The sequence below is a fragment of the Martelella sp. K41-7 genome, from assembly GCF_055808365.1.
In genome coordinates this window covers 1399297-1422098 of sequence record NZ_CM147867.1, presented here as the reverse complement: position 1 = coordinate 1422098, position 22802 = coordinate 1399297, and the positions used below count along the sequence as shown (strand labels likewise).

At 57.7% G+C, this 22802-nt stretch carries 18 protein-coding genes, 2 pseudogenes and 1 riboswitch; of the genes and pseudogenes, 9 read left to right on the top strand and 11 right to left on the bottom strand.

Features of this window, described 5'->3' with window-relative positions:
- Window positions 1-80 precede the first annotated feature (80 nt).
- The 5 genes from AC0L7L_RS06750 to clpP all read right to left on the bottom strand — a co-directional run bounded on the left by AC0L7L_RS06750 (window position 81) and on the right by clpP (window position 6775).
- Window positions 81-962, bottom strand: a complete 882-nt coding sequence (locus AC0L7L_RS06750) for a DMT family transporter (RefSeq protein ID WP_272211023.1) — start codon at window positions 960-962, stop codon at window positions 81-83.
- Window positions 963-1051: 89 nt separating this feature from the next.
- Window positions 1052-1203: riboswitch (FMN riboswitch) on the bottom strand.
- Window positions 1204-1373: 170 nt separating this feature from the next.
- A complete protein-coding gene (locus AC0L7L_RS06745) occupies window positions 1374-1649 on the bottom strand; it encodes an HU family DNA-binding protein (RefSeq protein ID WP_018066007.1) in 276 nt (91 codons plus the stop codon).
- Window positions 1650-1858: 209 nt separating this feature from the next.
- Entirely contained in the window at window positions 1859-4276 is a 2418-nt protein-coding gene (gene lon / locus AC0L7L_RS06740) for an endopeptidase La (protein ID WP_473512950.1), read from the bottom strand.
- Between the two features lie 239 nt (window positions 4277-4515).
- On the bottom strand, window positions 4516-5793 hold the full coding sequence (clpX, locus tag AC0L7L_RS06735; RefSeq protein WP_473512948.1) for an ATP-dependent Clp protease ATP-binding subunit ClpX: 1278 nt from the start codon (window positions 5791-5793) through the stop codon (window positions 4516-4518).
- Window positions 5794-6148: 355 nt separating this feature from the next.
- A complete protein-coding gene (gene clpP / locus AC0L7L_RS06730; RefSeq protein ID WP_138749102.1) occupies window positions 6149-6775 on the bottom strand; it encodes an ATP-dependent Clp endopeptidase proteolytic subunit ClpP in 627 nt (208 codons plus the stop codon).
- Between the two features lie 306 nt (window positions 6776-7081).
- Between clpP and AC0L7L_RS06725 the strand changes: the two genes are divergently transcribed.
- Window positions 7082-8242: a GGDEF domain-containing protein gene (locus AC0L7L_RS06725; protein ID WP_473512946.1), complete on the top strand. Its 1161-nt coding sequence runs from the start codon at window positions 7082-7084 to the stop codon at window positions 8240-8242.
- Window positions 8243-8351: 109 nt separating this feature from the next.
- On the opposite strand, the pseudogene AC0L7L_RS06720 reads toward AC0L7L_RS06725, so the two are convergent.
- A pseudogene (locus AC0L7L_RS06720) lies at window positions 8352-9634 on the bottom strand (O-acetylhomoserine aminocarboxypropyltransferase).
- Between the two features lie 126 nt (window positions 9635-9760).
- Here AC0L7L_RS06720 and AC0L7L_RS06715 point away from each other — a divergent pair.
- Entirely contained in the window at window positions 9761-10147 is a 387-nt protein-coding gene (locus tag AC0L7L_RS06715) for a DUF6455 family protein (protein WP_272211019.1), read from the top strand.
- A gap of 6 nt (window positions 10148-10153) precedes the next feature.
- Here AC0L7L_RS06715 and AC0L7L_RS06710 read toward each other — a convergent pair whose 3' ends face one another.
- The gene (locus tag AC0L7L_RS06710; RefSeq protein WP_272211018.1) at window positions 10154-10588 is read right to left on the bottom strand and encodes a CoA-binding protein; all 435 of its coding nucleotides are present in this window, start codon (window positions 10586-10588) and stop codon (window positions 10154-10156) included.
- Window positions 10589-10663: 75 nt separating this feature from the next.
- Between AC0L7L_RS06710 and AC0L7L_RS06705 the strand changes: the two genes are divergently transcribed.
- Both AC0L7L_RS06705 and poxB read left to right on the top strand, forming a co-directional pair.
- Complete coding sequence (locus AC0L7L_RS06705) at window positions 10664-11017, top strand: hypothetical protein (RefSeq protein ID WP_473512943.1); 354 nt, start codon at window positions 10664-10666, stop codon at window positions 11015-11017.
- A 291-nt stretch (window positions 11018-11308) separates the two neighbouring features.
- A pseudogene (gene poxB, locus AC0L7L_RS06700) lies at window positions 11309-13031 on the top strand (ubiquinone-dependent pyruvate dehydrogenase).
- A gap of 88 nt (window positions 13032-13119) precedes the next feature.
- On the opposite strand, the gene AC0L7L_RS06695 reads toward poxB, so the two are convergent.
- Entirely contained in the window at window positions 13120-14457 is a 1338-nt protein-coding gene (locus AC0L7L_RS06695; RefSeq protein ID WP_473512941.1) for a threonine/serine exporter family protein, read from the bottom strand.
- Between the two features lie 377 nt (window positions 14458-14834).
- Between AC0L7L_RS06695 and pstS the strand changes: the two genes are divergently transcribed.
- The 5 genes from pstS (at window position 14835) to AC0L7L_RS06670 (ending at window position 19631) form a co-directional block, all read left to right on the top strand.
- Entirely contained in the window at window positions 14835-15869 is a 1035-nt protein-coding gene (gene pstS / locus AC0L7L_RS06690) for a phosphate ABC transporter substrate-binding protein PstS (RefSeq protein WP_272211014.1), read from the top strand.
- 135 nt (window positions 15870-16004) lie between these two features.
- Window positions 16005-16976: a phosphate ABC transporter permease subunit PstC gene (gene pstC, locus AC0L7L_RS06685; RefSeq protein WP_272211012.1), complete on the top strand. Its 972-nt coding sequence runs from the start codon at window positions 16005-16007 to the stop codon at window positions 16974-16976.
- Window positions 16977-16989: 13 nt separating this feature from the next.
- Complete coding sequence (gene pstA, locus AC0L7L_RS06680; protein ID WP_473512938.1) at window positions 16990-17892, top strand: phosphate ABC transporter permease PstA; 903 nt, start codon at window positions 16990-16992, stop codon at window positions 17890-17892.
- Window positions 17893-17929: 37 nt separating this feature from the next.
- A complete protein-coding gene (pstB, locus tag AC0L7L_RS06675; protein ID WP_272211008.1) occupies window positions 17930-18742 on the top strand; it encodes a phosphate ABC transporter ATP-binding protein PstB in 813 nt (270 codons plus the stop codon).
- A 211-nt stretch (window positions 18743-18953) separates the two neighbouring features.
- Complete coding sequence (locus tag AC0L7L_RS06670; protein WP_272211007.1) at window positions 18954-19631, top strand: hypothetical protein; 678 nt, start codon at window positions 18954-18956, stop codon at window positions 19629-19631.
- A gap of 6 nt (window positions 19632-19637) precedes the next feature.
- Here the strand turns inward: AC0L7L_RS06670 and AC0L7L_RS06665 are convergent, their stop codons facing one another.
- From AC0L7L_RS06665 to AC0L7L_RS06655, 3 genes are all read right to left on the bottom strand, one after another.
- On the bottom strand, window positions 19638-20630 hold the full coding sequence (locus AC0L7L_RS06665; RefSeq protein ID WP_473512932.1) for an MDR family oxidoreductase: 993 nt from the start codon (window positions 20628-20630) through the stop codon (window positions 19638-19640).
- Window positions 20631-20693: 63 nt separating this feature from the next.
- Entirely contained in the window at window positions 20694-21617 is a 924-nt protein-coding gene (locus tag AC0L7L_RS06660; RefSeq protein WP_334312892.1) for a pseudouridine-5'-phosphate glycosidase, read from the bottom strand.
- Window positions 21610-22746, bottom strand: coding sequence for a carbohydrate kinase (locus AC0L7L_RS06655; RefSeq protein ID WP_473512927.1), 1137 nt, complete (start codon window positions 22744-22746; stop codon window positions 21610-21612). Before AC0L7L_RS06655 ends, AC0L7L_RS06660 begins: the two co-directional genes overlap by 8 nt.
- Window positions 22747-22802: the final 56 nt, after the last annotated feature.

Here is a 22802-nt window from a genome sequence, read left to right as displayed (position 1 = left end):
CCTCCAGGAATGAGATACCGGAGGGTTGTGCGTCACGCCTGTGACAGGATGATTACGACTTAATGACGCGACGGTGACACTCAGCGTTCCTTCTGCCGCTCAATCAGCAAAATCGAAAGAGAGGCCGCCAGGATCATTACACCGCCGATCCAGAACAACGTGTCGGGCGCGAAGCCGAACACCAGCCAGCCGCCGAGAACATTCAATGGCAGCTTCAGATCGTCGAAAGGCTGCACATAGGCGGCATCGGCACGGGAATAGGCGAGTGTCAGGAAATACTGCGCCAATACAGTCATCAAGCCGAGCGCCAGCATAATCCAGATAGCATCTCCTGTGGGCACGGCGAAGCCGCCGCCCACTGCGACGATGGCGTTGATCGGCGTCAGCAGCATCAACAGCCAGACCGTGATCGATTCCGGACGTTCATGGGCTGTCAGCTTCTTGGTGATCAGCGATGTGCCACCCCACAGAAGCGCAGACAGAACCGGAAGGAGCGCCGCCCAAGTGAAACTCTCGGACCAGGGCTGAAGGATCAGCACCGCGCCGGAAAAGCCGGTTGCAGTCGCAATCCATCGCGAGGGACCGACGCGCTCGCCGAGAAAGACCCTGGCGCCGACGATGATGAAGAACGGTGAAGTCATCACCAGCGCGATCGCCTGGCTGATCGGAACCGATGCCAGGCCGATAGCCCAGGCCTGCACACCCAGAGCGGAAAGCGCCACGCGAGCGATATGCTGACCGGGAAAGGCGCTGCGCATCACCGAAAGGCCGGTGCGCCAGAGATAGGGTATGGCAAACAGAAAGGCGATGCCATACTGCCAGAAGGCCACCGACGATGCGGCAAAACCCATCTTCATCGTCAATTGCTGGATCAGCACATTGCCGGCGGCATAAACCACCCCGGCAAGCACCATCCAGAAGGCGCCGGTCAATGCGGGAGAACGATAGATTGCCTTGCTCATGCCTGTCTCGATCCTTCACTGCGCCTCAAGGCGCGCGCAATACGGGACGACGCATGTCACCGGCGGCGATCGGCGACCCCTCCGGCAGCTTGCATTCTCTTTCATCCGGACTGTAACCGTCGGCTCCGGTATCTCACCGGATCTGCTGACCCTTTCCGATCTTCATCGGAAAGGCGCTCGCGGGCTTGCGTCATCAACGCTTACCGCCGGTGGGGAATTGCGCCCCGCCCCGAGAATGTTCCGGCAGCACACCTGTGCGCCCGGCTGTGTTCATGCAGCAAGACTTAGTGAAGCCGCTCGCCTGTCGCAACAAAATTATGCGCAGGCTTTGGTAACTGAGCGTCAACAAAACACAACAAAAAACCCGGAGCGAAAAGCCCCGGGTTTGTGCGCCATTCATGAGACGGCAGATCAGGAGTTGCAAGCTTCCTTGAGACCCTTGCCAGCCGTGAACTTCGGAACATTGCGGGCCGGGATGTCTACTTCCGCACCCGTCGACGGGTTGCGGCCCTTGCGCGCCGCGCTGTGCGAAACGGTGAAGGCACCAAAGCCAGCAAGGCGCACTTCGCCGCCGTTCTTCAGTTCGCCCTGTACGGCGTCGAATACGGCGTCGACAGCAGAAGCAGCATCGGTTTTGGACAGACCGGCCTTTTCGGCAACGGAGGCTACGAGTTCACTCTTGTTCATGTTTCCACCCTTTCTCAAATGGTTCGAAACGGATCTTTTGTTTCTGGAATGTCGGCAACGCAATGACCGGCACCCGCTGACTTCAAAAGCCCTGCGTTTCAGGGAATTGCAATAGGCTTGCGCCAAATTGTGAGGAAAAGGCCGACCAAAGGACAACCTCAGGGGCCCCTTTTCCACAGGAGCCCCTGAAAAGTGGCGACATTACGGCCTCAATGCGCCACAGACTTGACCGATTCGCCGTCTGTTTCATCGGTGGAAATCGCAACAGGTTCGGCGTTCGGGTCCCATTCAATCGGCTGCGGCATCTCCAGAAGAGCATGCCGCAGAACATCACCCACATGCGATACGGGGATGATCTCCATACCGTTCTTCACATTGTCCGGGATCTCGGGAAGGTCCTTGGCATTCTCTTCCGGGATCAGCACCTTGGTGATACCGCCGCGCAGAGCCGCAAGCAGTTTCTCCTTGAGTCCGCCGATGGGAAGCACACGGCCGCGAAGGGTGATCTCACCCGTCATTGCCACGTTCTTGTTCACCGGAATTCCGGTCATCACCGAGACGATCGCAGTGGCCATGCCAACACCGGCAGACGGTCCGTCCTTGGGCGTTGCGCCTTCCGGAACATGGACGTGAATGTCAGTCTTGTCGAACATAGGCGGTTTGATGCCGAAGTCGACCGCACGCGAACGGACATAGGATGCCGCCGCCGAAATCGACTCCTTCATGACATCGCGCAGATTGCCGGTAACGGTCATACGACCCTTGCCGGGCATCATCACGCCTTCGATCGTCAGCAGCTCGCCACCAACTTCGGTCCAGGCGAGACCCGTCACGACACCAACCTGGTCTTCACCTTCCGCTTCACCATGACGGAAGCGCTGAACGCCGAGATAGTCCTCGAGATTGTCAGCGTTGATGTGAACAGCCTTCGCATCACCCTTGACGATTTCAGTCACAGCCTTGCGGGCAAGCTTCATCAGCTCGCGTTCCAGACTGCGCACGCCCGCTTCGCGGGTGTACTGCTGGATCGTTCGTTCCAATGCCGCATCGTCGACCGAAAACTCATCCGGCTTCAACGCATGCTCGCGGATCGCCTTGGGCAGCAGGTGACGCTTCGCGATTTCCAGCTTTTCCTGTTCGGTGTAGCCAGCAATGCGAATGATCTCCATGCGGTCCATCAGCGGGCCGGGAATGTCGAGCGTGTTGGCGGTGGTGATGAACATCACGTTGGACAGATCGTATTCGACTTCCAGGTAGTGATCCATGAAGGTCGAGTTCTGTTCCGGGTCCAGCACCTCAAGCAAGGCAGACGACGGATCGCCGCGGAAATCGGCACCCATCTTGTCTATCTCGTCGAGCAGGAAAAGCGGGTTGTTCTTGCCGACTTTCTTCATCGACTGGACGACCTTGCCGGGCATGGAGCCGATATAGGTGCGCCGGTGACCACGGATCTCCGACTCGTCACGGACCCCGCCAAGCGCCATCCGCACATATTCGCGACCGGTTGCCTTGGCGATCGACTGCGCAAGCGAGGTCTTGCCGACGCCGGGCGGGCCGACGAGGCACAGGATCGGGCCCTTCAGTTTCTTGGCGCGCGCCTGCACCGCAAGGTATTCAACCACGCGCTCCTTAACCTTTTCGAGGCCGAAATGGTCTTCCTCAAGCACCTTTTCGGCAAGCTTGAGGTCACGCTTGACCTTCGACTTCGAATTCCACGGCAGGCCGGTGAGCCAGTCAAGATAGTTGCGCACCACGGTCGCTTCCGCCGACATCGGGCTCATGTTGCGGAGCTTCTTCATCTCCGCATCGGCCTTTTCGCGGGCTTCCTTGGAAAACTTGGTCTTCTTGATACGGTCTTCCAACTCGGCCATTTCGTCACGGCCATCCTCGCCCTCGCCGAGTTCCTTCTGAATGGCCTTCATCTGCTCATTGAGATAATACTCGCGCTGGGTCTTCTCCATCTGCCGCTTAACGCGGGTCCGGATGCGCTTTTCGACCTGCAGGACCGAGATCTCGCCTTCCATGAAGCCGAGCGCCTTTTCCAGGCGGCCCTTAACGCTGGTGGTTTCCAGCATTTCCTGCTTTTCGGTGAGCTTGATCGCAAGATGCGAGGCAACGGTATCGGCCAGTTTCGAGTAGTCCTCGATCTGACCCGCAGCACCCACGACCTCGGGCGACACCTTCTTGTTGAGCTTCACATAGTTTTCGAATTCGGACACCACAGAACGGGACAGGGCCTCGATTTCGACATGGTCTTCTTCCGGCTCGCCAAGCACTTCGCCAGTGGCTTCGTAGAAGTCATTCTCCAGCCGGATATCACCAATGGCCGCGCGCGACTTGCCTTCGACCAGCACTTTCACCGTGCCATCGGGCAACTTCAGAAGCTGAAGCACATTGGCGATAGTGCCAATACGGTAAAGCGCGTCGGGCGCTGGATCGTCGTCGCTGGCATTGACCTGGGTAACCAGCATGATCTGTCGGTCGGCATTCATGACCTCTTCCAGGGCGCGGATCGATTTCTCGCGGCCAACGAAGAGAGGAACGATCATGTGGGGGAAAACCACAATGTCACGCAATGGCAACACCGGGAACGCAGCGTTTTCCGCTGCTGGCGCATTCTGCGTCATGTCTTTTTCCTTTCAGGCGGCCCGGCCGCAAACCGGGCGTTGACGGGCTGTTGGGAGGCAACCCGAACACTCTTCTAGATTGTTGCGGAACAAGTGGCGCTTTAAAAGGTCGATTTCAACCTTTGCCCCTGTTTTCGCTGGAACAACACACAGGGTGAAGCATTCAGGCAGGTTACAGATCAAAAACGCCGAAGGCAGGGACCCTGCCCTGCCTCCTGATTCGATTGCCAATATTGTTGTCAGGCCGAAGCGTTTGCCTTGTCATCCGAGCGATTGGCATAGATGTAGAGCGGCTGAGACGTTCCCGAAACGACTTCGTCCGAGATCACGACCTCGCGCACACCTTTCAGTGCCGGCAGATCAAACATCGTGTCGAGCAGGATCTTCTCCATGATCGAACGTAGACCGCGGGCACCGGTCTTGCGTTCTATCGCCCTGCGCGCAATCGCGAGCAGCGCATCCTCATGAAAGCTCAACTCGACATCCTCCATTTCGAACAGACGCTGATACTGTTTCACCAACGCATTCTTGGGCTCAGTCAGGATCTGCATGAGAGCGGCCTCATCAAGATCCTCAAGTGTCGCGATTACGGGAAGACGACCGATGAACTCCGGTATCAGGCCGAACTTGACAAGGTCTTCCGGTTCAAGGTCCCGCAGCACATCGCCGACCTTACGGTCTTCGGCCGCTTTGACTGAAGCCCCGAAGCCGATCGACGTGCGCTCACCGCGCGCGGAAATCACCTTGTCGAGGCCGGCAAAGGCGCCACCGCACAGGAACAGGATATTGGTGGTATCGACCTGCAGGAATTCCTGCTGAGGATGCTTGCGGCCACCCTGCGGCGGTACGGAAGCAACCGTGCCTTCCATGATCTTCAACAGCGCCTGCTGCACACCTTCGCCCGAGACATCGCGCGTTATCGACGGGTTGTCGGATTTGCGCGAAATCTTGTCGACCTCGTCGATATAGACGATGCCGCGCTGGGCGCGTTCGACATTATAATCGGCCGACTGCAGCAGCTTCAGAATGATGTTTTCGACATCTTCGCCGACATAACCGGCTTCCGTCAGTGTTGTCGCATCAGCCATCGTGAACGGCACGTCAATGATGCGGGCAAGCGTCTGCGCAAGATACGTCTTTCCGCAACCCGTTGGCCCCACAAGGAGAATGTTCGACTTCGAAAGTTCGATGTCGGAACTCTTCGAGGCGTGGGAAAGGCGCTTGTAGTGGTTATGTACCGCCACAGACAAAATGCGCTTGGCATGATTCTGGCCGATCACATATTCGTCCAGAACCGCCATGATCTCCTGCGGCGTCGGCACGCCATCGCTCGACTTCACCATCGAGGTCTTATTTTCCTCGCGGATGATGTCCATGCACAATTCGACGCATTCATCGCAGATGAATACCGTCGGGCCAGCGATCAGCTTGCGGACTTCGTGCTGACTCTTGCCGCAAAAGGAACAATAGAGCGTGTTCTTGGAGTCACCGCCATTGTTACCGCCGACTTTGCTCATTATCACTTCCTTCCAGTAAGCCGCCCCGAACTCGCCGGACCGGCCACTAACTATTTCGCTTCCTGCCACACGACGAGATGTTTGCAATACAAAAGGGCAACATAACGACGCAGCAGATTTACAGACAACAGACGCAAACGCGAAACAACGCCGTATCGACTCGATGGAACCGGGGTATCAGCTCCGGTTTTCCATACTATTAACGGCTTATGCGCCGGTTTAAAGCCAAAAAACACAATCGTGAAGCCGAATTGCCCTCAGGCAAGGCTCCCGCACCGGGCTCCGTTCAATCGATAACACCGTCAAACGCATCAGAGTCGCACAGTTTCAAATACGACCGTTTTCGCGCTGCGGATCAGTTGCCGCCCTCGATTTCGCTTCGTGAGGTCATAACCTTGTCGATAAGGCCCCAATCCTTTGCCTCGCCCGCGTCCATGAAATGGTCACGGTCCAGCGTCTTTTCAACCTCTTCGTAAGTCTGTCCGCAATGACGGACGTAGACTTCGTTCAGGCGGCGTTTCATCTTCAGAATATCGCGTGCGTGACGCTCTATGTCCGATGCCTGCCCCTGAAAGCCGCCGGACGGCTGATGTACCATCACGCGGGCGTTCGGCGTGGCAAATCGCATGCCTTTCTCACCAGCTGCAAGCAGCAGCGAACCCATTGAGGCCGCCTGCCCGATGCAAAGCGTGGAAACCGCCGGCCGGATAAATTGCATGGTATCATAAATCGCCATACCCGCTGTCACCACGCCGCCGGGTGAATTGATATAGAGCGCGATTTCCTTCTTTGGATTTTCCGCTTCGAGGAACAGCAACTGGGCGCAGATCAGCGACGCCAGATGATCCTCGACCGGGCCGGTCAGAAAGATGATCCGCTCTTTGAGCAGGCGGGAATAGATATCATAGGAACGCTCGCCGCGGTTGGTCTGCTCTACGACCATGGGTACAAGCGCCATCGCGGTGTCTACGGGATTTGTCATGTCTGTCCTTCGGCCGGCTGATCGGAGCCATTTTCCATCGAGATCTTCGTTCTCTCCTACATAGAGTGCCTGACCGGGTCACTTCAAGAGATGGTTTTCAAAGCGCCGCCAGGATCAAGGGGCCCGGCGATTGTCAACCTCCGCGAAATTGGGGCCCCTTTTTGGGGTCGGACTGACAACACCTCAATTTAAATTGTTTAAACCTAAAAATGATCCAGTGCGGATATGGTGTCATACCGGTATGACCGCTAAGAGTGCCTGCTCTATTTCTGACATTGGAAGCGATCTTCGGCCTTGCAATATAACATGATGACTGTTTTTGCCTGGGCGGCAGACTGTATTTTACTATCTTTTCTTCTATTGCCGTTGTGGCTGCGGAACAGGGAAAGACTGTTTATAATGCTCTGGTCTGCTTCTCTCGCGCTGATGGGTATCGGACTTCTGGGGCTGGCCTATTGCGCGTCTGTCGCCCCCTCGCTGTTTGCATTACCGATAGTTGTGCTGGTGGCTTCCCAAGCGCTCGCTGCCGCAGGACTGCTCTGCCTTTATGGCGAAAACCGTCCGGTAAGATTCATAGCGACCGGCCTGACAGTCTGGTTTTGCGCATTTGTTCTTTTCAGACTATCGGCCTTCGGTCTGGTCGCCGCCGTGGCCAGCTATTATCTTGCCGACATCGCCATCGCCGTCGTTGCGCTCTATTTTCTTCATTACCATGCACATTTCGACGAGGTTCGCTTTCATCGGTCCATTTCGTGGTTTCTTTCGATAGAGGCCACCACAGCTCTCGTCATCGTCATCTTGTATCTGTACGTGGGGCCGACAGTGCCGTTTCAAAGCACGCTGACCTCAATCACGCTGATTTCCAGCTTTATCCTTTTTTCAGCAAAGATTTTTCTGGCGGTCTGGCTGTCGATCGAAAAGCACGAATTTAACCTCAGAAAACTGGCATTCAATGACCCCCTGACCGGCATCCTGAACCGCCGTGGTCTCTTCAAAGGCATTGAAGGACGACTGAAGACCGCAGCCCCGCGAGACCTGTTCGCCTATCTCTCAATCGATATTGATCACTTCAAGTTGATCAACGATCGTTTCGGACACGGCGCCGGTGACCTGGCCCTTGTCGGCTTCACACGCAATGTTGAAGACGAGTTGGTCCAGCAATACCTGTTCGGACGAACCGGCGGTGAGGAGTTTGCCATTTTTCTCCAGGTCGACAACGTCTGCGGCGCAATCAGGATTGCCGAAAAGATCAGGCATAAGCTGTCCGATGCCGTAGATGATCATCCGCCACTTTCCGCACCAATGACTGTCAGTATCGGAATAGCCTTCCATCAGGGGCGCTGCGCCGATCTAGAAGCGTTGCTTTCACAGTCCGACCGGGCACTATACGAAGCGAAGAACAAGGGTCGAAACTGCGTGGTTGCCTGCGAACAGCCAAGACAGCTCCCGGAACACATCAAGGCGTAAAGACCAGCCGAAACTGCTCGCCGCAGGGCCTGTGGATAAACAGATAACAAACAGCGGGCGATACGCGGTATCGCCCGCTGTTTCGTTTCAGTCGGACGAAGGCCGATGATCAGATCTTTGCAAAGGCCTGCTCGAGATCGGCAATGATATCAGCCACATCCTCGATACCTACCGAAAGACGGACCACATCCGGGCCGGCACCGGCGGCAATCTGCTGCTCCGGCGTAAGCTGTGCATGGGTTGTGGATGCAGGGTGGATAACCAGTGACTTTGTGTCGCCGATATTGGCCAGATGCGAGAACACCTCAAGCCCTTCAACGAAGGCCTTGCCGGCGTCATAGCCGCCCTTCAGGCCGAAGGTGAAAACTGCACCCGCCCCCTTCGGCGAATAGCGCTGCTGCAGCGCATGGTTTGCATCGTCCTCGAGACCCGGATAGCCGACCCACGCGACCTTGTCGGACTGTTTCAGCCATTTCGCAACTTCAAGCGCGTTGTCGCAATGACGCTGCATGCGCAGAGGCAGGGTTTCGATGCCGGTAGAGAGCATAAACGCATTGAAAGGCGAAATCGCCGGACCAAGATCGCGCAGGCTCAAAACGCGCGCGCCAAGCGCAAATGCCATTGGACCGAAGGCTTCGTGAAGCACCAGACCGTCATACTCGGCGCGCGGCTGGCTCAGCATCGGGTAGTGTCCCGATTTCGACCAGTCGAAGGTGCCGCCGTCCACGAGGATACCCCCCATGGAATTGCCATGTCCGCCAAGAAACTTGGTCAGAGAGTGAACGACAATATCCGCACCATGCTCGATGGGCCGAACCAGATAGGGTGTCGCCATGGTGTTGTCGACAATCAGCGGAAGCCCGTGATCATGGGCGACCTTTGCAATCGCGGCAATGTCTACGAAAGAGCCGCCGGGGTTGGCCAGGCTTTCGATGAACACAGCCTTGGTCCGGTCGTCGATTTGCGCCGCAAAACTGTCGATGTTGTCGGAATCAGCCCAACGCACCGACCAGCCGAAGTTTTCAAAAGCATGACCGAACTGGTTGATCGAGCCGCCATAGAGACGACGCGCCGCGACGAAGTTGTCACCCGGCTGCATCAGCATGTGAAATGTCAGAAGCTGTGCAGCATGACCGGAAGCAACAGCAAGGGCTGCCGCGCCACCTTCGAGCGCTGCAACCCGCTCTTCCAGAACCGCCGTCGTCGGGTTCATGATCCGTGTATAGATATTTCCGAACTCCCGCAGGCCGAACAGTGCAGCCGCATGGTCGGAATCATTGAACACGAACGACGTCGTCTGGTAGATCGGCGTTGCCCTCGCATTGGTGGCGCTGTCGGGGCTGCGCCAGCGTGGATCGAGAGTGTCGAAAATCCCGGTACCTTGGTTTCCATAAAAAGTGTCCTTCCCTGTTTCACAAACCAGCCTTATTGGCTCGGCGGCCTGCCCTGTTTTGATCAAGATCAATGTCGTCATTTATACAAACGTCAATATCGCTGTCGACCAGCAGGAGCATCGCAATGGATGTTTTGACCAACGATAGCAGCGCCGATGATCGTTATGCCGATTGGCGCAACGCCTCTCATTTCGAGGGTGAAGAAGCAGGCTTGCTTGCTGTTCTTCAGAGGATCGCAGACGAAGACCTTGCCACCGCGGAGCCCCGCGACGCCTGCGAGATGGGCGAAATGATGAAGGCCCTCAACATTGACCCGGTCGAGGCCGAATTTCAATACCGACGCCTTTATTACGGAATGCAGGCCAATTGTGCGGGATGCCGGTCGAAACAACGCTGCCGCGACGATCTTGCCTGCAACACTGCAGGCCGCCACTTCCGGGAATACTGCGAAAACGCAGAAACGCTGAGTGAGATGCGTGCCGATCCCGATGTGCTGCGCTTCGAGGGCTGACCGCCATTACACTGCGCGCATGAGTCGAGGGTATTCAATCGCCGGGCACCGGTCCATGATCACGTCCAGCCCTCTCGCCTCCGCCCTGCGCGCGGCCGCCTCATCAATGATATCGAGTTGCATCCAGATCACGCCGGGCAATGGGTCAAGTGCCAGTGCCTCGTCAACCACGCCGCCAGCATGCTCCGATGCACGGAAGATATCGACCATGTCGATGGTGCCGGGTATCTCCGCAAGGCTGCCATAGACCGTCTGGTACAGAATTTCCTTGCCCGCCAGACCTGGATTGACCGGCACCACATCAAATCCCTTTTCCAGAAGAAAACCCATGACCCGGTTGCTTGGCCGCTCTGGTTTTGGCGATGCGCCGACAAGAGCAATGCGCTTGACCGATTGCAGAATGTCACGAATTTTTGCGTCGTCTTGCCCAGGTTGTATCATAGCGTCAAATATCTCCTTATGGTATGTATTCAAGGACGATCCATAGAGGAGTCCTGAAAGGGCATTGGGTAGACTATGAAGCTTGTACTCGCATCAGCCGTGCTCCTGCTAGCCGCCGGTACCGCCGGAGCACAGGAACCGATCAATCGTTACGACATTCAGGACATGACGTGCAATCAGGTGCATGGCATTCTTGCCCAACAAGGTGCAGCAATCCTGCGCTACCCCTCTCCGAGCGGCAGTGGACGCACCCTCTATGACCGATTCGTCAACAGCCCGACAATCTGTTTCAGCCAGGGCGGCCATGCGGTACAGCGCGAGATACCGACCAAGGACACCAAGGCCTGCCGGACACTTTCCTGCAAACCGGGACCACCGGAATGCGATACGCTCGGTTTTGACATGCTCTATTGTGATGACGACAACTGAGTGATCTGTCTTCAGTCACTGCAGCACCCAGGCAGGTTCGCGGCTGCCGGACATAGCTAACTAAATTGTGATTTCTGACCGTCATTTATGCGCTCCGGAAAAAGATTCTCCGGGGCTTCACCTCTTTTCAGCCTGTTGTTAAGCTTCACCGATCTCCGATGTTCTTTTCAGAACTGCGCGGCCTGAAGCTGCGTGGCAATGGTGGCCAGGCGAGACGATCTGGCTGATACAGGCGCACTCAGCCGGACCGGCAGTTGCTTCCAGGCGTCAGGCAAGGAAAAGAGCTTATCCATGGCAGAGAGTATCGCACATTACATTGCCCGCTATCTGGGCGAGGCTGGGGTGAAGCGGATCTGGGGCGTGACGGGCGATCTCGCTGAACGGCCTCAGCGACAGTATCGGCCGGCTGAAGACGCTTGAATGGATGGGCACCCGCCACGAAGAAGCGGCCGCCTTTGCCGCCGGCGCCGAAGCCCATATTACAGGCGAACTGACGGTCTGCGCGGGCTCGTGCGGGCCAGGCAACCTCCACCTCATCAATGGGCTTTATGACTGCAATCGCAACCACGTGCCCGTTCTGGCGATTGCCGCCCATATCCCCTCGTCCGAGATCGGCAGCGGCTATTTTCAGGAAACCCACCCGCAGGAGCTGTTTCGCGAATGCAGCGTCTATTGCGAACTGATTTCATCGCCGGACCAGATGCCCTATGTCCTTGAAGTCGCGATGCGCGCCGCTATTGCCAAGAAGGGTGTCGCCGTCATTGTTCTGCCGGGTGATGTTGCGCTGAAGGAAATGCCCGCGGATACGAAAATTCGCTGGAATGCACCACGTCAGCCGGACATCGTTCCGCAGGAACCGGAAATCGATGCGCTGGCCGACCTGCTCAACAGCGGTGGCAACATCACGCTGCTGTGCGGCGCTGGCTGTGCAGGTGCGCGTGAGGAGGTTCTGGAGCTCGCCGAAGCGCTACAGTCTCCCATGGTGCATGCCATGCGCGGCAAGGAATTCATCGAATATGAAAACCGGTTCGATGTCGGCATGACCGGGCTGATCGGTTTCTCCTCCGGCTACCATGCGATGGAATCGGCCGATACCTTGCTCATTCTCGGCTCAGCCTTCCCTTACCGTGCGTTCTATCCCGAAGACGCCAAGATTGCCCAGGTCGACACCCGCGCAGAGGCGCTTGGCGCCCATACCCAGGTCGACCTCGGCATTTTGGGCGATGTCGGGTCGACAATCCGCGCCCTGCTGCCCAAGCTGAAAAAGGAACGCAGTAGCAAATTCCTCGACAATGCCATCAAGCATTACCGCAAGGCACGCGAGGGGCTGGATGCGCTGGCCACCGAAAAGAGCGCGAAAGAACAAATCCACCCGCAATATGTCGCCAAGCTGCTCAGCGAAAAAGCCACTGATGATGCGATCTTCACTTGCGATGTCGGAACACCGACCGTCTGGGCCGCCCGCTATGTCGGCATGAACGGCAAGCGCCGGCTGATCGGTTCGTTTTCACACGGCTCCATGGCCAACGCGCTGTCACAGGCCATCGGCGCCCAGGCCATCGATCCGAAACGTCAAGTGATCGCCATGTGCGGCGATGGCGGGTTTGCGATGATGATGGGCGAAGTGCTTTCGGTCACCCAGCTGAACCTGCCGATCAAAATCGTCGTATTCCACAATCGTTCCCTTGGCTTCGTCGCAATGGAAATGAAGGCTGGCGGCTACATCTCCGATTCGACCGATCTCAGCAGCCCCGACTTCGCCCGCATTGCCGAAGCCGCCGGTATGAAGGGCATCAAGGTGGACGATGCCAAGGCGCTTCCAGCCGCCCTCGACGAGGCACTCGCGACACCGGGGCCGGTGCTGGTGGATGTGATGACGGCCAAGCAGGAACTCGCCATGCCGCCGCAGATCACCATGGAACAGGCCAAGGGTTTCAGCCTCTACATGATGCGCGCGATCCTCAACGGGCGCGGCGACGAACTGATGCAGTTGACCAAGACAAACCTGCGCTGAGAAGAGCCCAAGCAACGAAAGACCCGCGATACATGCGGGTCTTTCTTATCTGCGCCGGTATCCATTCCTCCATGCGGAGATCACGGGTTCAATCCGCGTGATCACGCGTCGGAAACTCCGGCCTGCGGAACGTGGAGGAAATCATCGTGAGCCCGGCCCCGATTGCACCGACGGTGAAGATCACCTGAAGCCCGGCGCTGGTGGTTGCCGCCAGCATCATGTCGGACTTCTCAAGTGGCTGCACGGTGATCTCCAGAAGGCCGATGATCCAATGGGCCGCAGCACTTCCCGGCACCATCGGAATACAGCCGGCAACGGCAATCGCATTGCCGACGCGCCGAACCGGGAACGGAGTGTTGTAGGACAGCTCAACCACCAGCGCGACCGCTACGGCAGCCGCGAAAGACGCTGCTTCCAGAGGCCAGCCGCTCAGCATGCACACCGTTCTGACCGCAAGTGCCAGCGCGCCGGCGAGCGCGGCCCAGCCGAGATTGCGATAGCCGAAATTAAACAGCACGCCGAAGCCTGCCGCCGCGACCGCGCCAAAGAAGGCATGATGGGCGATGTTGGGCGTTGACTTGACCGCATCGTTCAGACCGCCGCCCAGCACGATATGGGCCGCACCGACACCCAGCGTGATAAAGACGAGAATCATGGCCACGGTCACGAAGCGGGCACTGCCAAGCGTGGGAAACCCTTCCATGATATCCGTCTGCGCGTTCATCGAGGGTACGCCGGGAACCAGCATCAACACCGCGGCGCTCATGGATGTATCGATCATGGTGCTGCCCATGGCCATTGCGCCGAGGCCGGAAAGCACGGCCGCCGCGAAGGCAACTGTGGCAGTCACGACAAAGGCATTGTAATGCCGCTCGAGCAGCAAAAGCCGGATATACTGGCCGATCATACTGGCAATCAGGGTGGTGACGAAAGCCGGCGCATCGGCCCCCAGAAGCCTGCCGAATGCCGCACAGGCAAGGCCGGCAGCAAACACATTCAGCAATTTGTGATGCTTGGGCGTAATGCGCTTTGCTTCAAGAAGCTTCTTCTCCACCTCCTCCGGCGTATGCTCGCCCACCTCCATCGCTGCGCAGATTTCGCGGACGCGGTGGTTTATACGCATATTGACACCGTGATGCCCCACACCGACCATGTGGGTCGAGGTGCACACGCCGTCGCCAACCGTTGTCGAGATCGATGCGAAACCGACACGGATATCGGCACTCTTGACGCCGAGGCCCGCCGCCACCTTCTGTACCCCCTCGCGAACGACCCCGGATTTCGCGCCGGTTTCCATCAGGATACGCCCTGCCTCAAGTGCTACCAGCGCTGCCTTTTCAAGCTGCCTCTGCCGTAAAAGTAGCTCTGCGACGGTATCTTCATGCAAACCGCGCAGCGCATGGTCCGGGGTGCCTGTTTCAGTCATTGCCTCTCCTGATTTCATACGCGGATTGAAGAACGGTGGATATCGCCGAAGCGGCTGGCCGGCGGCGAAACTAGACGGCGGATCAATATTCGCCTTGCTCTATGTCAAGCAGGGCTTCAGCACCATCGTGGCTATCGTAACCAAAGCGCGCCAGTGAGGAAATGCCTCAGACGGGAATGGCGCAGCTTCGCCGAGCTGAAAAGTACTATCGTAAGTCTAGTTTGTTTATGACAGTTTTACGACAGTTGTATGACGGTTTTTTGAAAGAAAACACTGGTTTTTCCCCGAAATATGAATTTTTTACAACATACTATGCTTGCTATTATTTCGTTGTTATACGACTTGCGTTTTCAACCAAACCTCAAAAGGGCTATCTGATGAAAATCGGAAATTTTTCCACGGGCGCTAAGGTTGCCGCCGTTGCAGCCGCCATGCTGGTATCCGGCACTGTTGCCCAGGCTCAGGATGTTCAGCTGACGGGCTCCGGCGCCTCTTTCCCCTTCCCGCTCTACTCGGCCTGGTTTAAGGATTTTGGCCAGAAGACCGGTATTCAGGTCAACTACCAGTCCAAGGGTTCGGGCGCTGGCATCGAAGACTTCATCAACGGTGTTGTTGACTTCGCTGCTTCCGACGCAGCCATGGACGATGAAGAAATCGCCAAGGTCGAAGGCGGCGTTGTTCTCCTGCCGATGACGGCCGGTGAAGTCGTTCTCGCCTTCAATCTTGACGGCGTTTCCGATCTGAAGCTGCCGCGCGACGTTTACCCGAAGATTTTCCTTGGCGAAGTCACCAAGTGGAATGACCCGGCCATCGCCGCTGCCAATGACGGTGTCGACCTCCCCGACGAAGACATCACCGTCGTTGTCCGTTCGGACTCTTCCGGCACGAGCTTCAACTTCACCAACCACCTGGCTGCCATCAGCTCCGATTTTGAAAGCACTGTCGGCGCCGGCAAGACTGTTCCGTGGCCGAAGGCTTCGAACTTCATTGCCGCTCCGGGCAACCAGGGCATCACCGCCACGATCAAGCAGACGCCCGGTGCGATCGGCTACATCGAATACGGTTACGCCCAGCAGACCAAAACGCCTTACGCCATGCTCGAAAACCAGGCCGGCAACTATGTTGCAGCCGGTGCAGACGCTGGTAAGGCCGCCCTTGCTTCGGCTGAATTCGACGACATGAACCGCGCGTTCATCACCGACCCGAAGGGTGAACAGGCTTACCCGATCGCAACCTTCACCTGGCTGCTTCTCTACAAGCAGGGCCAGGATGCCGACACCGTTGCCGCACTGAAGAAAATGGTCGACTACGGCCTGACCACCGGCCAGGACATGGCTGACAAGCTCGGCTACATTCCGCTGCCGGAAAGCGTTGTCGAACTTGATCGCAAGTCGGTCGCAGAAATCAAGTAATCGAGGCAGTACGCTGTCTTGTGCCGGGGCGTGTTTCCAATGCGCCCCGGTTTGATCCGTTTAAGACCCGTTTACGCCTGAGCTTTTCAGATCACGGGGAAAACACCCCGATCTTCGCCAGTAGGAGCCCGCTTGATGGCCGACAAAACGAAAAACGCTGAGCCTAAAGTCGGCAGCGTTTCGAGACCGCCGACCGCTTTCGAATACGGTTACGATAAATCCTTTCGTATTTTGACATTGGCCGCAGGCGTTCTGACCGTCCTGCTTCTGGTCTACATCTTCTGGAAGCTCGGCGCCCTGGCCGCACCGGCAATGCGCGAATATGGGCTTGGCTTCCTGACCACGGTCGAGTGGAATCCGAATAAGAACGAATACGGCATTCTGGCTGAAATCTGGGGAACGCTTTATTCTTCATTCCTGGCCCTGCTGTTCGGCGGCGTTCTCGGCATTTCGGTGGCGATCTTTCTCACGCAGGGTTTTCTCAATGCGCGCCTTGCATGGGTGTTCCGCCTGATCGTGGAAATGCTCGCGGCGATCCCATCCGTGGTATACGGTCTTTGGGGCATCTATGTTCTGATCCCGGCCATCCGGCCGATGGCCAACTGGCTGCATGAAACCCTGCCCTTCATACCGTTCTTTTCGACCAAGCTTGCCGGTCCCGGGATGTTTCCGGCAATGATCGTCCTGTCGATCATGATCCTGCCGACGGTGGCGGCGATCTCCCAGGACGCTTTCAAGGCGATCCCGATGAAGATCCAGGAAGCGGCCTACGGCATGGGCACCACCAAGTGGGAAGCCATCCGCAAGGTCATCATCCCAACGGCTTCCGGCGGCATTTTTGCCTCGCTGGTGCTCGGTTTCGGCCGCGCGCTCGGAGAGACCATGGCGCTCGCCATGCTGATCGGCAATGCCCAGCAAGTCTCGCTGTCGCTGTTTTCGCCGGCCACCACGCTGGCCTCGCTGCTTGCCTCCACCTTCCCGGAGGCCGGCGCGAACCAGATTGGTCCGCTGATGTACGCCGCCGTCGTTCTTCTGGTGATCACCATGGCCGTCAATTTCATCGGCACGATCATAATGAATTATACTTCGCGCCAGACCGTCACCTGAGGATGATCAGACCATGAGCACGACGGAACAGACGACAATGAACCCCGAAGTGGTCGCCCTTGGCGATCCGAATCTCAGCTTCTCCTTCGGCGAGCGCCGCACGCTGATGAACTTCCTTCAGACTGTAACCTTGTGGATACTGGCCGGCATTGCCGCCATCCCGCTGATCTCGGTGCTATGGATGCTGATCAGCCGCGGTGGCCTGCGCATCTCTACGGCCATCTTCACGGAACTTCCACCCGCCCCTTTCGAGCAGGGCGGCGGTATCGGTAACGCCATCGTCGGCACCCTGGTCATGGTCGCGATAGCATCGCTGATCTCGATCCCGATCGGCATTCTCGGCGGCCTTTACACCGGGCTTCTCAACCCGGACAGCCGGATATCCGCCCTCATCCGGTTTGTCGGCAAGGTGCTGACCGGCTTTCCCTCAATCCTCTCCGGTGTTTTTGTCTACGCCTGGCTGGTGATTGTGATGAAGACCTATTCGGCAATAGCCGGTGGCGTATCGCTGTCGATCCTGATGCTGCCAACCGTGCTGCTGACGGCCGAACAGGCCTTCAGGATGGTGCCGCAGCGCATGAAGGATGCCGCCTACGGAATGGGGTGCAATTCGACCCAGGTTGCGACAAAAATTGTTTTGCCGACAGCGCTTCCGGGTGTTATGACCGGTGTAATGCTCGCAGTGGCGGGTGCGTCCGGTGAATCGGCCCCGCTTCTGTTTACGGCACTCTTTTCGAATTACTGGATCGGAAGCTTTACGGAGCCGACAGCATCATTGTCGATTTTGATCTACAATTTTTCGGCAATGCCCTATGAAAACCAGATTGAACTTGCATGGACAGCCTCTCTCGTACTGGTCTTGATCGTGCTTGTTTTCAACATTCTCAGTCGCTCGTTCGGCACTCGCCGCGTGTAAGAGATAAAGGTCGTTTACGATGTCTATGGAAATGGAAATGAACAAGCTTGAGGCCACTGCTGCACAGCAGGCCGCCGGCGATGTCGCGATTGGCGCAAACATCGACAAAATCTACTACGGCGATTTCCTTGCCGTACGCGATGCAGCAGTCGACATCGAAAAGGGCAAGATCACCGGCTTCATCGGCCCGTCGGGCTGTGGCAAATCGACCGTGCTGCGTTCTCTGAACCGCATGAACGACCTGATCCCGATCTTCCGCCTTGAAGGCCATGTCCACTTCCTCGGCCAGGATGTTTACGGCAAGAATGTCGACCCCGTGGTCGTCCGCCGCCATATCGGCATGGTGTTTCAGCAGCCGAACCCGTTCTCGATGAGCATTTTCGAAAACGTTGCCTTCGGCCTGCGCCTCAACGGTTTCAAGGGTGACATTTCCGGCCGCGTTGAAAAGGCGCTGCGCCGCGCCGCGCTCTGGAACGAGGTCAAGGACAAGCTGAAGCAGAACGGCCTGTCGCTTTCCGGCGGCCAGCAGCAGCGTCTGTGCATTGCCCGCGCGATTGCCACCGAACCGACCGTTCTGCTGATGGATGAGCCCTGCTCCGCTCTCGACCCAATCGCCACGCGGCAGATCGAGGAGCTGATGCTGCAGCTCAAGAAGGACTACACCGTCGCGATTGTGACCCATAACATGCAGCAAGCGATCCGCGTTGCCGACAAGACGGCGTTCTTCTCCGTCGACATGACGCAGGGCGGCCGTACAGGCTTCCTCGTTGAGGTTGGCGACACCAAGCAGGTATTCGAAAACCCGAAGGAAAACCTCACTAAGGAATACCTCTCGGGCGAGTTCAGCTAAGGCTGAATTCCGTTATCGGCATTTTGTCTTTCGGGCGGCTTTCTCGGTAAAGCCGCCCTTTTGATATAGTCTGCACGCCGGCCGCGTGAATGCCAGACAGGGCTTCCCATTGATCTAGCCCGCGCCCGACCGCTACGATAGCGGGCGTTATGTCAGCACAGCGACCTTCAAGGGTTGCGCAACCCCGGTCCCGGAACCACTGGAAAGCGACATGTTCAAGCACAGTCTTGACCTTGCCAGGATTGAAGCCAGACTGCGCGAAACACAGCGCCAGTTTGACCGGATCAATGCGCTTTTGACCATGCACCGCGACGGCATGCCCGACAGTGTCGTCGAGCACATGCTGGAAGGCTATGCCTATGTAAACGGGCTGCTGCGGGATGGCACCGATATCCTCAAGCTTGGCGAATTTCATCACCTGCTGGAGCTCAACCATCTGGTCCTGTGTGGTTCTTCGCGCGAAAGCCGCTCGGAATTCAGCAACCACGTCATCCGCACCGAAGAGCACTTCTATGACCGCGAGCTCGGCGATATCGGCGGCCTCGTCGATTGGTACGCGCGCAGCAAGAGCAAACCTGTGCGCAAGCGCGCTGCAGGCGTCTATGTCCGGGTTTTGAGCCGCCCTCAGCTATTCATCGAAGGCAACCACCGCACCGGCGCGCTGATCATGAGCTATATTCTCGGTCGTGAGGGCCTGCCGCCATTCGTGCTGACGCCGGAAAACGCCGAGGCCTATTTCAACCCCTCGACGCTTGTCCGCGACGCCCACAAATATTCGATGGATGAGCTGGTCAAAATCCCGAAACTCAAGCGCTATTTCGCCAGGTTTCTCGCAGAAACCGAGGATGACAGCCTCGTCGTCAAGACGAAATCGCCGGAGAATAGCTGAGCCGCCTCAGCTCACCTTGACAACAACACGTCCGCGCACCTTGCCAGCCAGAATGGCTTCGGCAACCTCCGGCAGCTCAGCCAGTCCAACTTCAGCTTCGGTGGCAAGCTCGATATGCTCCGGCGTAAGCTGTGTCTGCAACAGCCGCCAGGCTGCCTCGCGCCGTTTCATGGGCGCCATCACCGAATCGACCCCGATCAGCGCGACCGACCTCAGAATATGCGGTATCACCGTTGCCGGCAGATCCGCGCCGGCCGCCAGCCCGCAGGCCGTCACCGCACCGCCATAGGTCGTTTGCGCCAGCACATTCGCTAGCGTTGTCGAGCCAACGCTATCGACTGCACCGGTCCAGCGCTCTGCCTGAAGCGGCTTTCCGGCTTCCGAAAGTTCGTGACGGTCAATGAAATCGCTGGCGCCGAGCTGTCGCAGATAGTCATGGGTTTCCGCGCGGCCTGTCGAGGCAGTGACGCTGAAACCGAGCGACGACAGCAGTGCGATGGCATAGGAGCCGACGCCACCGGCAGCGCCTGTGACAAGCACCTTGCCCTCCTCGACGGAGACCGCCCCCCAGGCGAGCAGCTGGTTGACGCAAAGCGCTGCCGTATATCCTGCCGTGCCGATCGCCATGGCCTGCTTCTGCGTCAAACCCTCGGGTTGGAGCATCAGCCATTGCGGCTTTACCCGCTGATAGGTGCTATAGGCGCCCCATTCGGTCTCCGACATGCCGTTGCCGTTGGCGATCACCTTGTCGCCGGGCTGAAACGCATCGGAAGCGGATTCAACCACGGTTCCGGCAATATCAATGCCGGGCACCATGGGAAACCGCCGCGCGATACGGCCCTTGCCGCTGACCGAAAGCCCGTCCTTGTAGTTCAGGCTGGAATAGTCCACGCGGACCAGTACAGGCAGGTCCGGCAGGTCAGACAGACTGAGTTCTGTCAGCTCTGCCCTGGCGTTTTCCTTGTCCCGGATCAGCAAAGCTGGAAAGGTGTCGGTCATCATACGCTCCTTGTTTTGGACGGGAGGATAACGCTGTCCGCAACGCAAACGCAATGCGGACTGTCAATCCGACATAGCAACGCGCGCAACGGCGATCTTGGCAGCAAGCGCTGCATTGTTTTTCACCAGCGCGATATTGGCTTTCAGGCTCCGCCCTTGTGAAAGCTCATTGATGCGGCCAAGCAGGAACGGTGTCAGCTCCTTGCGTGCGATGCCCTTTTCCGCTGCCTCGCGCAGCGCATTCTCAATCGTCCCGTCGATGAATTCGTGGGTCAGGGCATCGGCTTCGGGCACCGGATTGGCCACAAGAATGCCCGTACCGGTTTCCAGCGCATCATGCAGCAGCATCGCCCTGGCAATATCATCGGCGCTGTCCATGCGGTGATCGGCAGCATAGCCGCTCGAGCGTGTGAAAAACGCCGGAAAATCATCGCTGCGATAGGCCAGAACCGGCACACGCTGGGTTTCCAGATACTCAAGCGTTTTCGGAATATCGAGGATCGACTTTACCCCGGCGCAGATCACCGTCACCGCAGTACGGCCGAGCTCGGTCAGATCAGCGGAGACATCGAAGGTCTGCTCGGCGCCGCGATGCACGCCGCCGACGCCGCCGGTGGCAAAGATAGGAATGCCGGCAAGGGCTGCGATTTTCATCGTCGCAGACACGGTGGTGCCGGCCGTCTGCCCCTTGACCATGGCGATGGCGAGGTCACGCCCGGAGGCCTTGACGATGCCATCCTCGACCTTTGCAAGACGCTCGATAACCTCCTGGTCGAGACCGGCATGGAGCTTCCCATCAATGACGGCGATGGTGGCCGGAACCGCGCCGTTTTCGCGCACCACCGCCTCGACCGCCAGCGCGGTTTCAAGGTTCGCCGGATATGGCATGCCGTGGGTGATGATGGTGGATTCCAGCGCGACGACCGGCTTGCCGCCAGCCAATGCGGTTTCAACTTCACCGCTCTTGATGATTTCGATATCAGACAAGATGATCTCCTTGGGGAACAGATGTGCCGAGCCTGTGCAGATTGGCTTCGACAAATTGAATGGAAAGTTGCGGGTGGACGCTGGCCGGGGTTTCGGTCGTCAATGAACCGATCAGCGCGCCCTTGCGGACCGCCTCAACAAGCGTCTCGTTTTGGGCGTAGAAATTAAGGGTGCCGGCGATCATGGCGTCTCCGGCACCGGTCATGTCGACCGGTTTTGCGTCGATGACCGGGATATGGCAGATGCCGTCCGGTGTGCAGACAACAACACCGAGGGCACCGCACGAAAGGATGACACCGGTGGCTCCGGCATCATTCAATAGATTAGCTGCATCTTTCATCCCGCTGATATCATGTGAAAATGATCGATCAAGCCAGGCATTGGCCTCATCCAGATTCATAAACAGCAGGTCGATACCGCTGAGGCTGGATGGCAAACGCATCACTTTGGGCGTGGACACCGCATCAATTGCCAGCCTGAACCGGCTTCGCGGCCGCTTTTCGATCAGCGCTTCAAGTGTGGCGGCAGGCAGATTGCAGTCAGCAAAAACCAGACTGGCTGAGGCAACGGCCGGCCAGACACTCTCCATCATTTCCGGGGTCATCCGGTCGAAAATCGCCATGTCGGCAATGCCATAGGCGAGATCTCCGGACGGCTCCAGGATCGCGGCGTATTCGGCCGTGCGATGATCCGGCAGTGAAACAACATGGGCCACATCTACGCCGCGTTCGCGCAAATGGTCGAGCAGAGACCGGCCGTTTTCATCGCTTCCGACGGTGGAGACAAAGCCTGTCGTGGCCCCCAGCAGGGCCAGGTTTTCCGCAACATTGCGGGCAACCCCGCCAAAGCTGCGCATGCCTTCTACCGGATTTGAGGTTCCGGCGATCAGCGGTGTGCGGGCGATATATTTGCGGTCGATCACCGCCCCCCCGACCGCGACGACCCGGCCTTCCTGAGGCAGAACGTAGCCACGACCCAGAATATGCCCCCGCTCCGTCAGTCGCACGATATGAGCCGCGACCGCCGGGCGTGAGATGCTGAGCCGGTGGGCCATTTCCTGTTGTCCGGCAAACGGGTCCTCACGAATGAGGCGCAGTAGCGCGATTTCAATCTGACTGAGTTCCGGCATTCGCTATGGCCCCTAAAGTCCGACAATGAACGCCCTAATAACATATGTTATTTTTA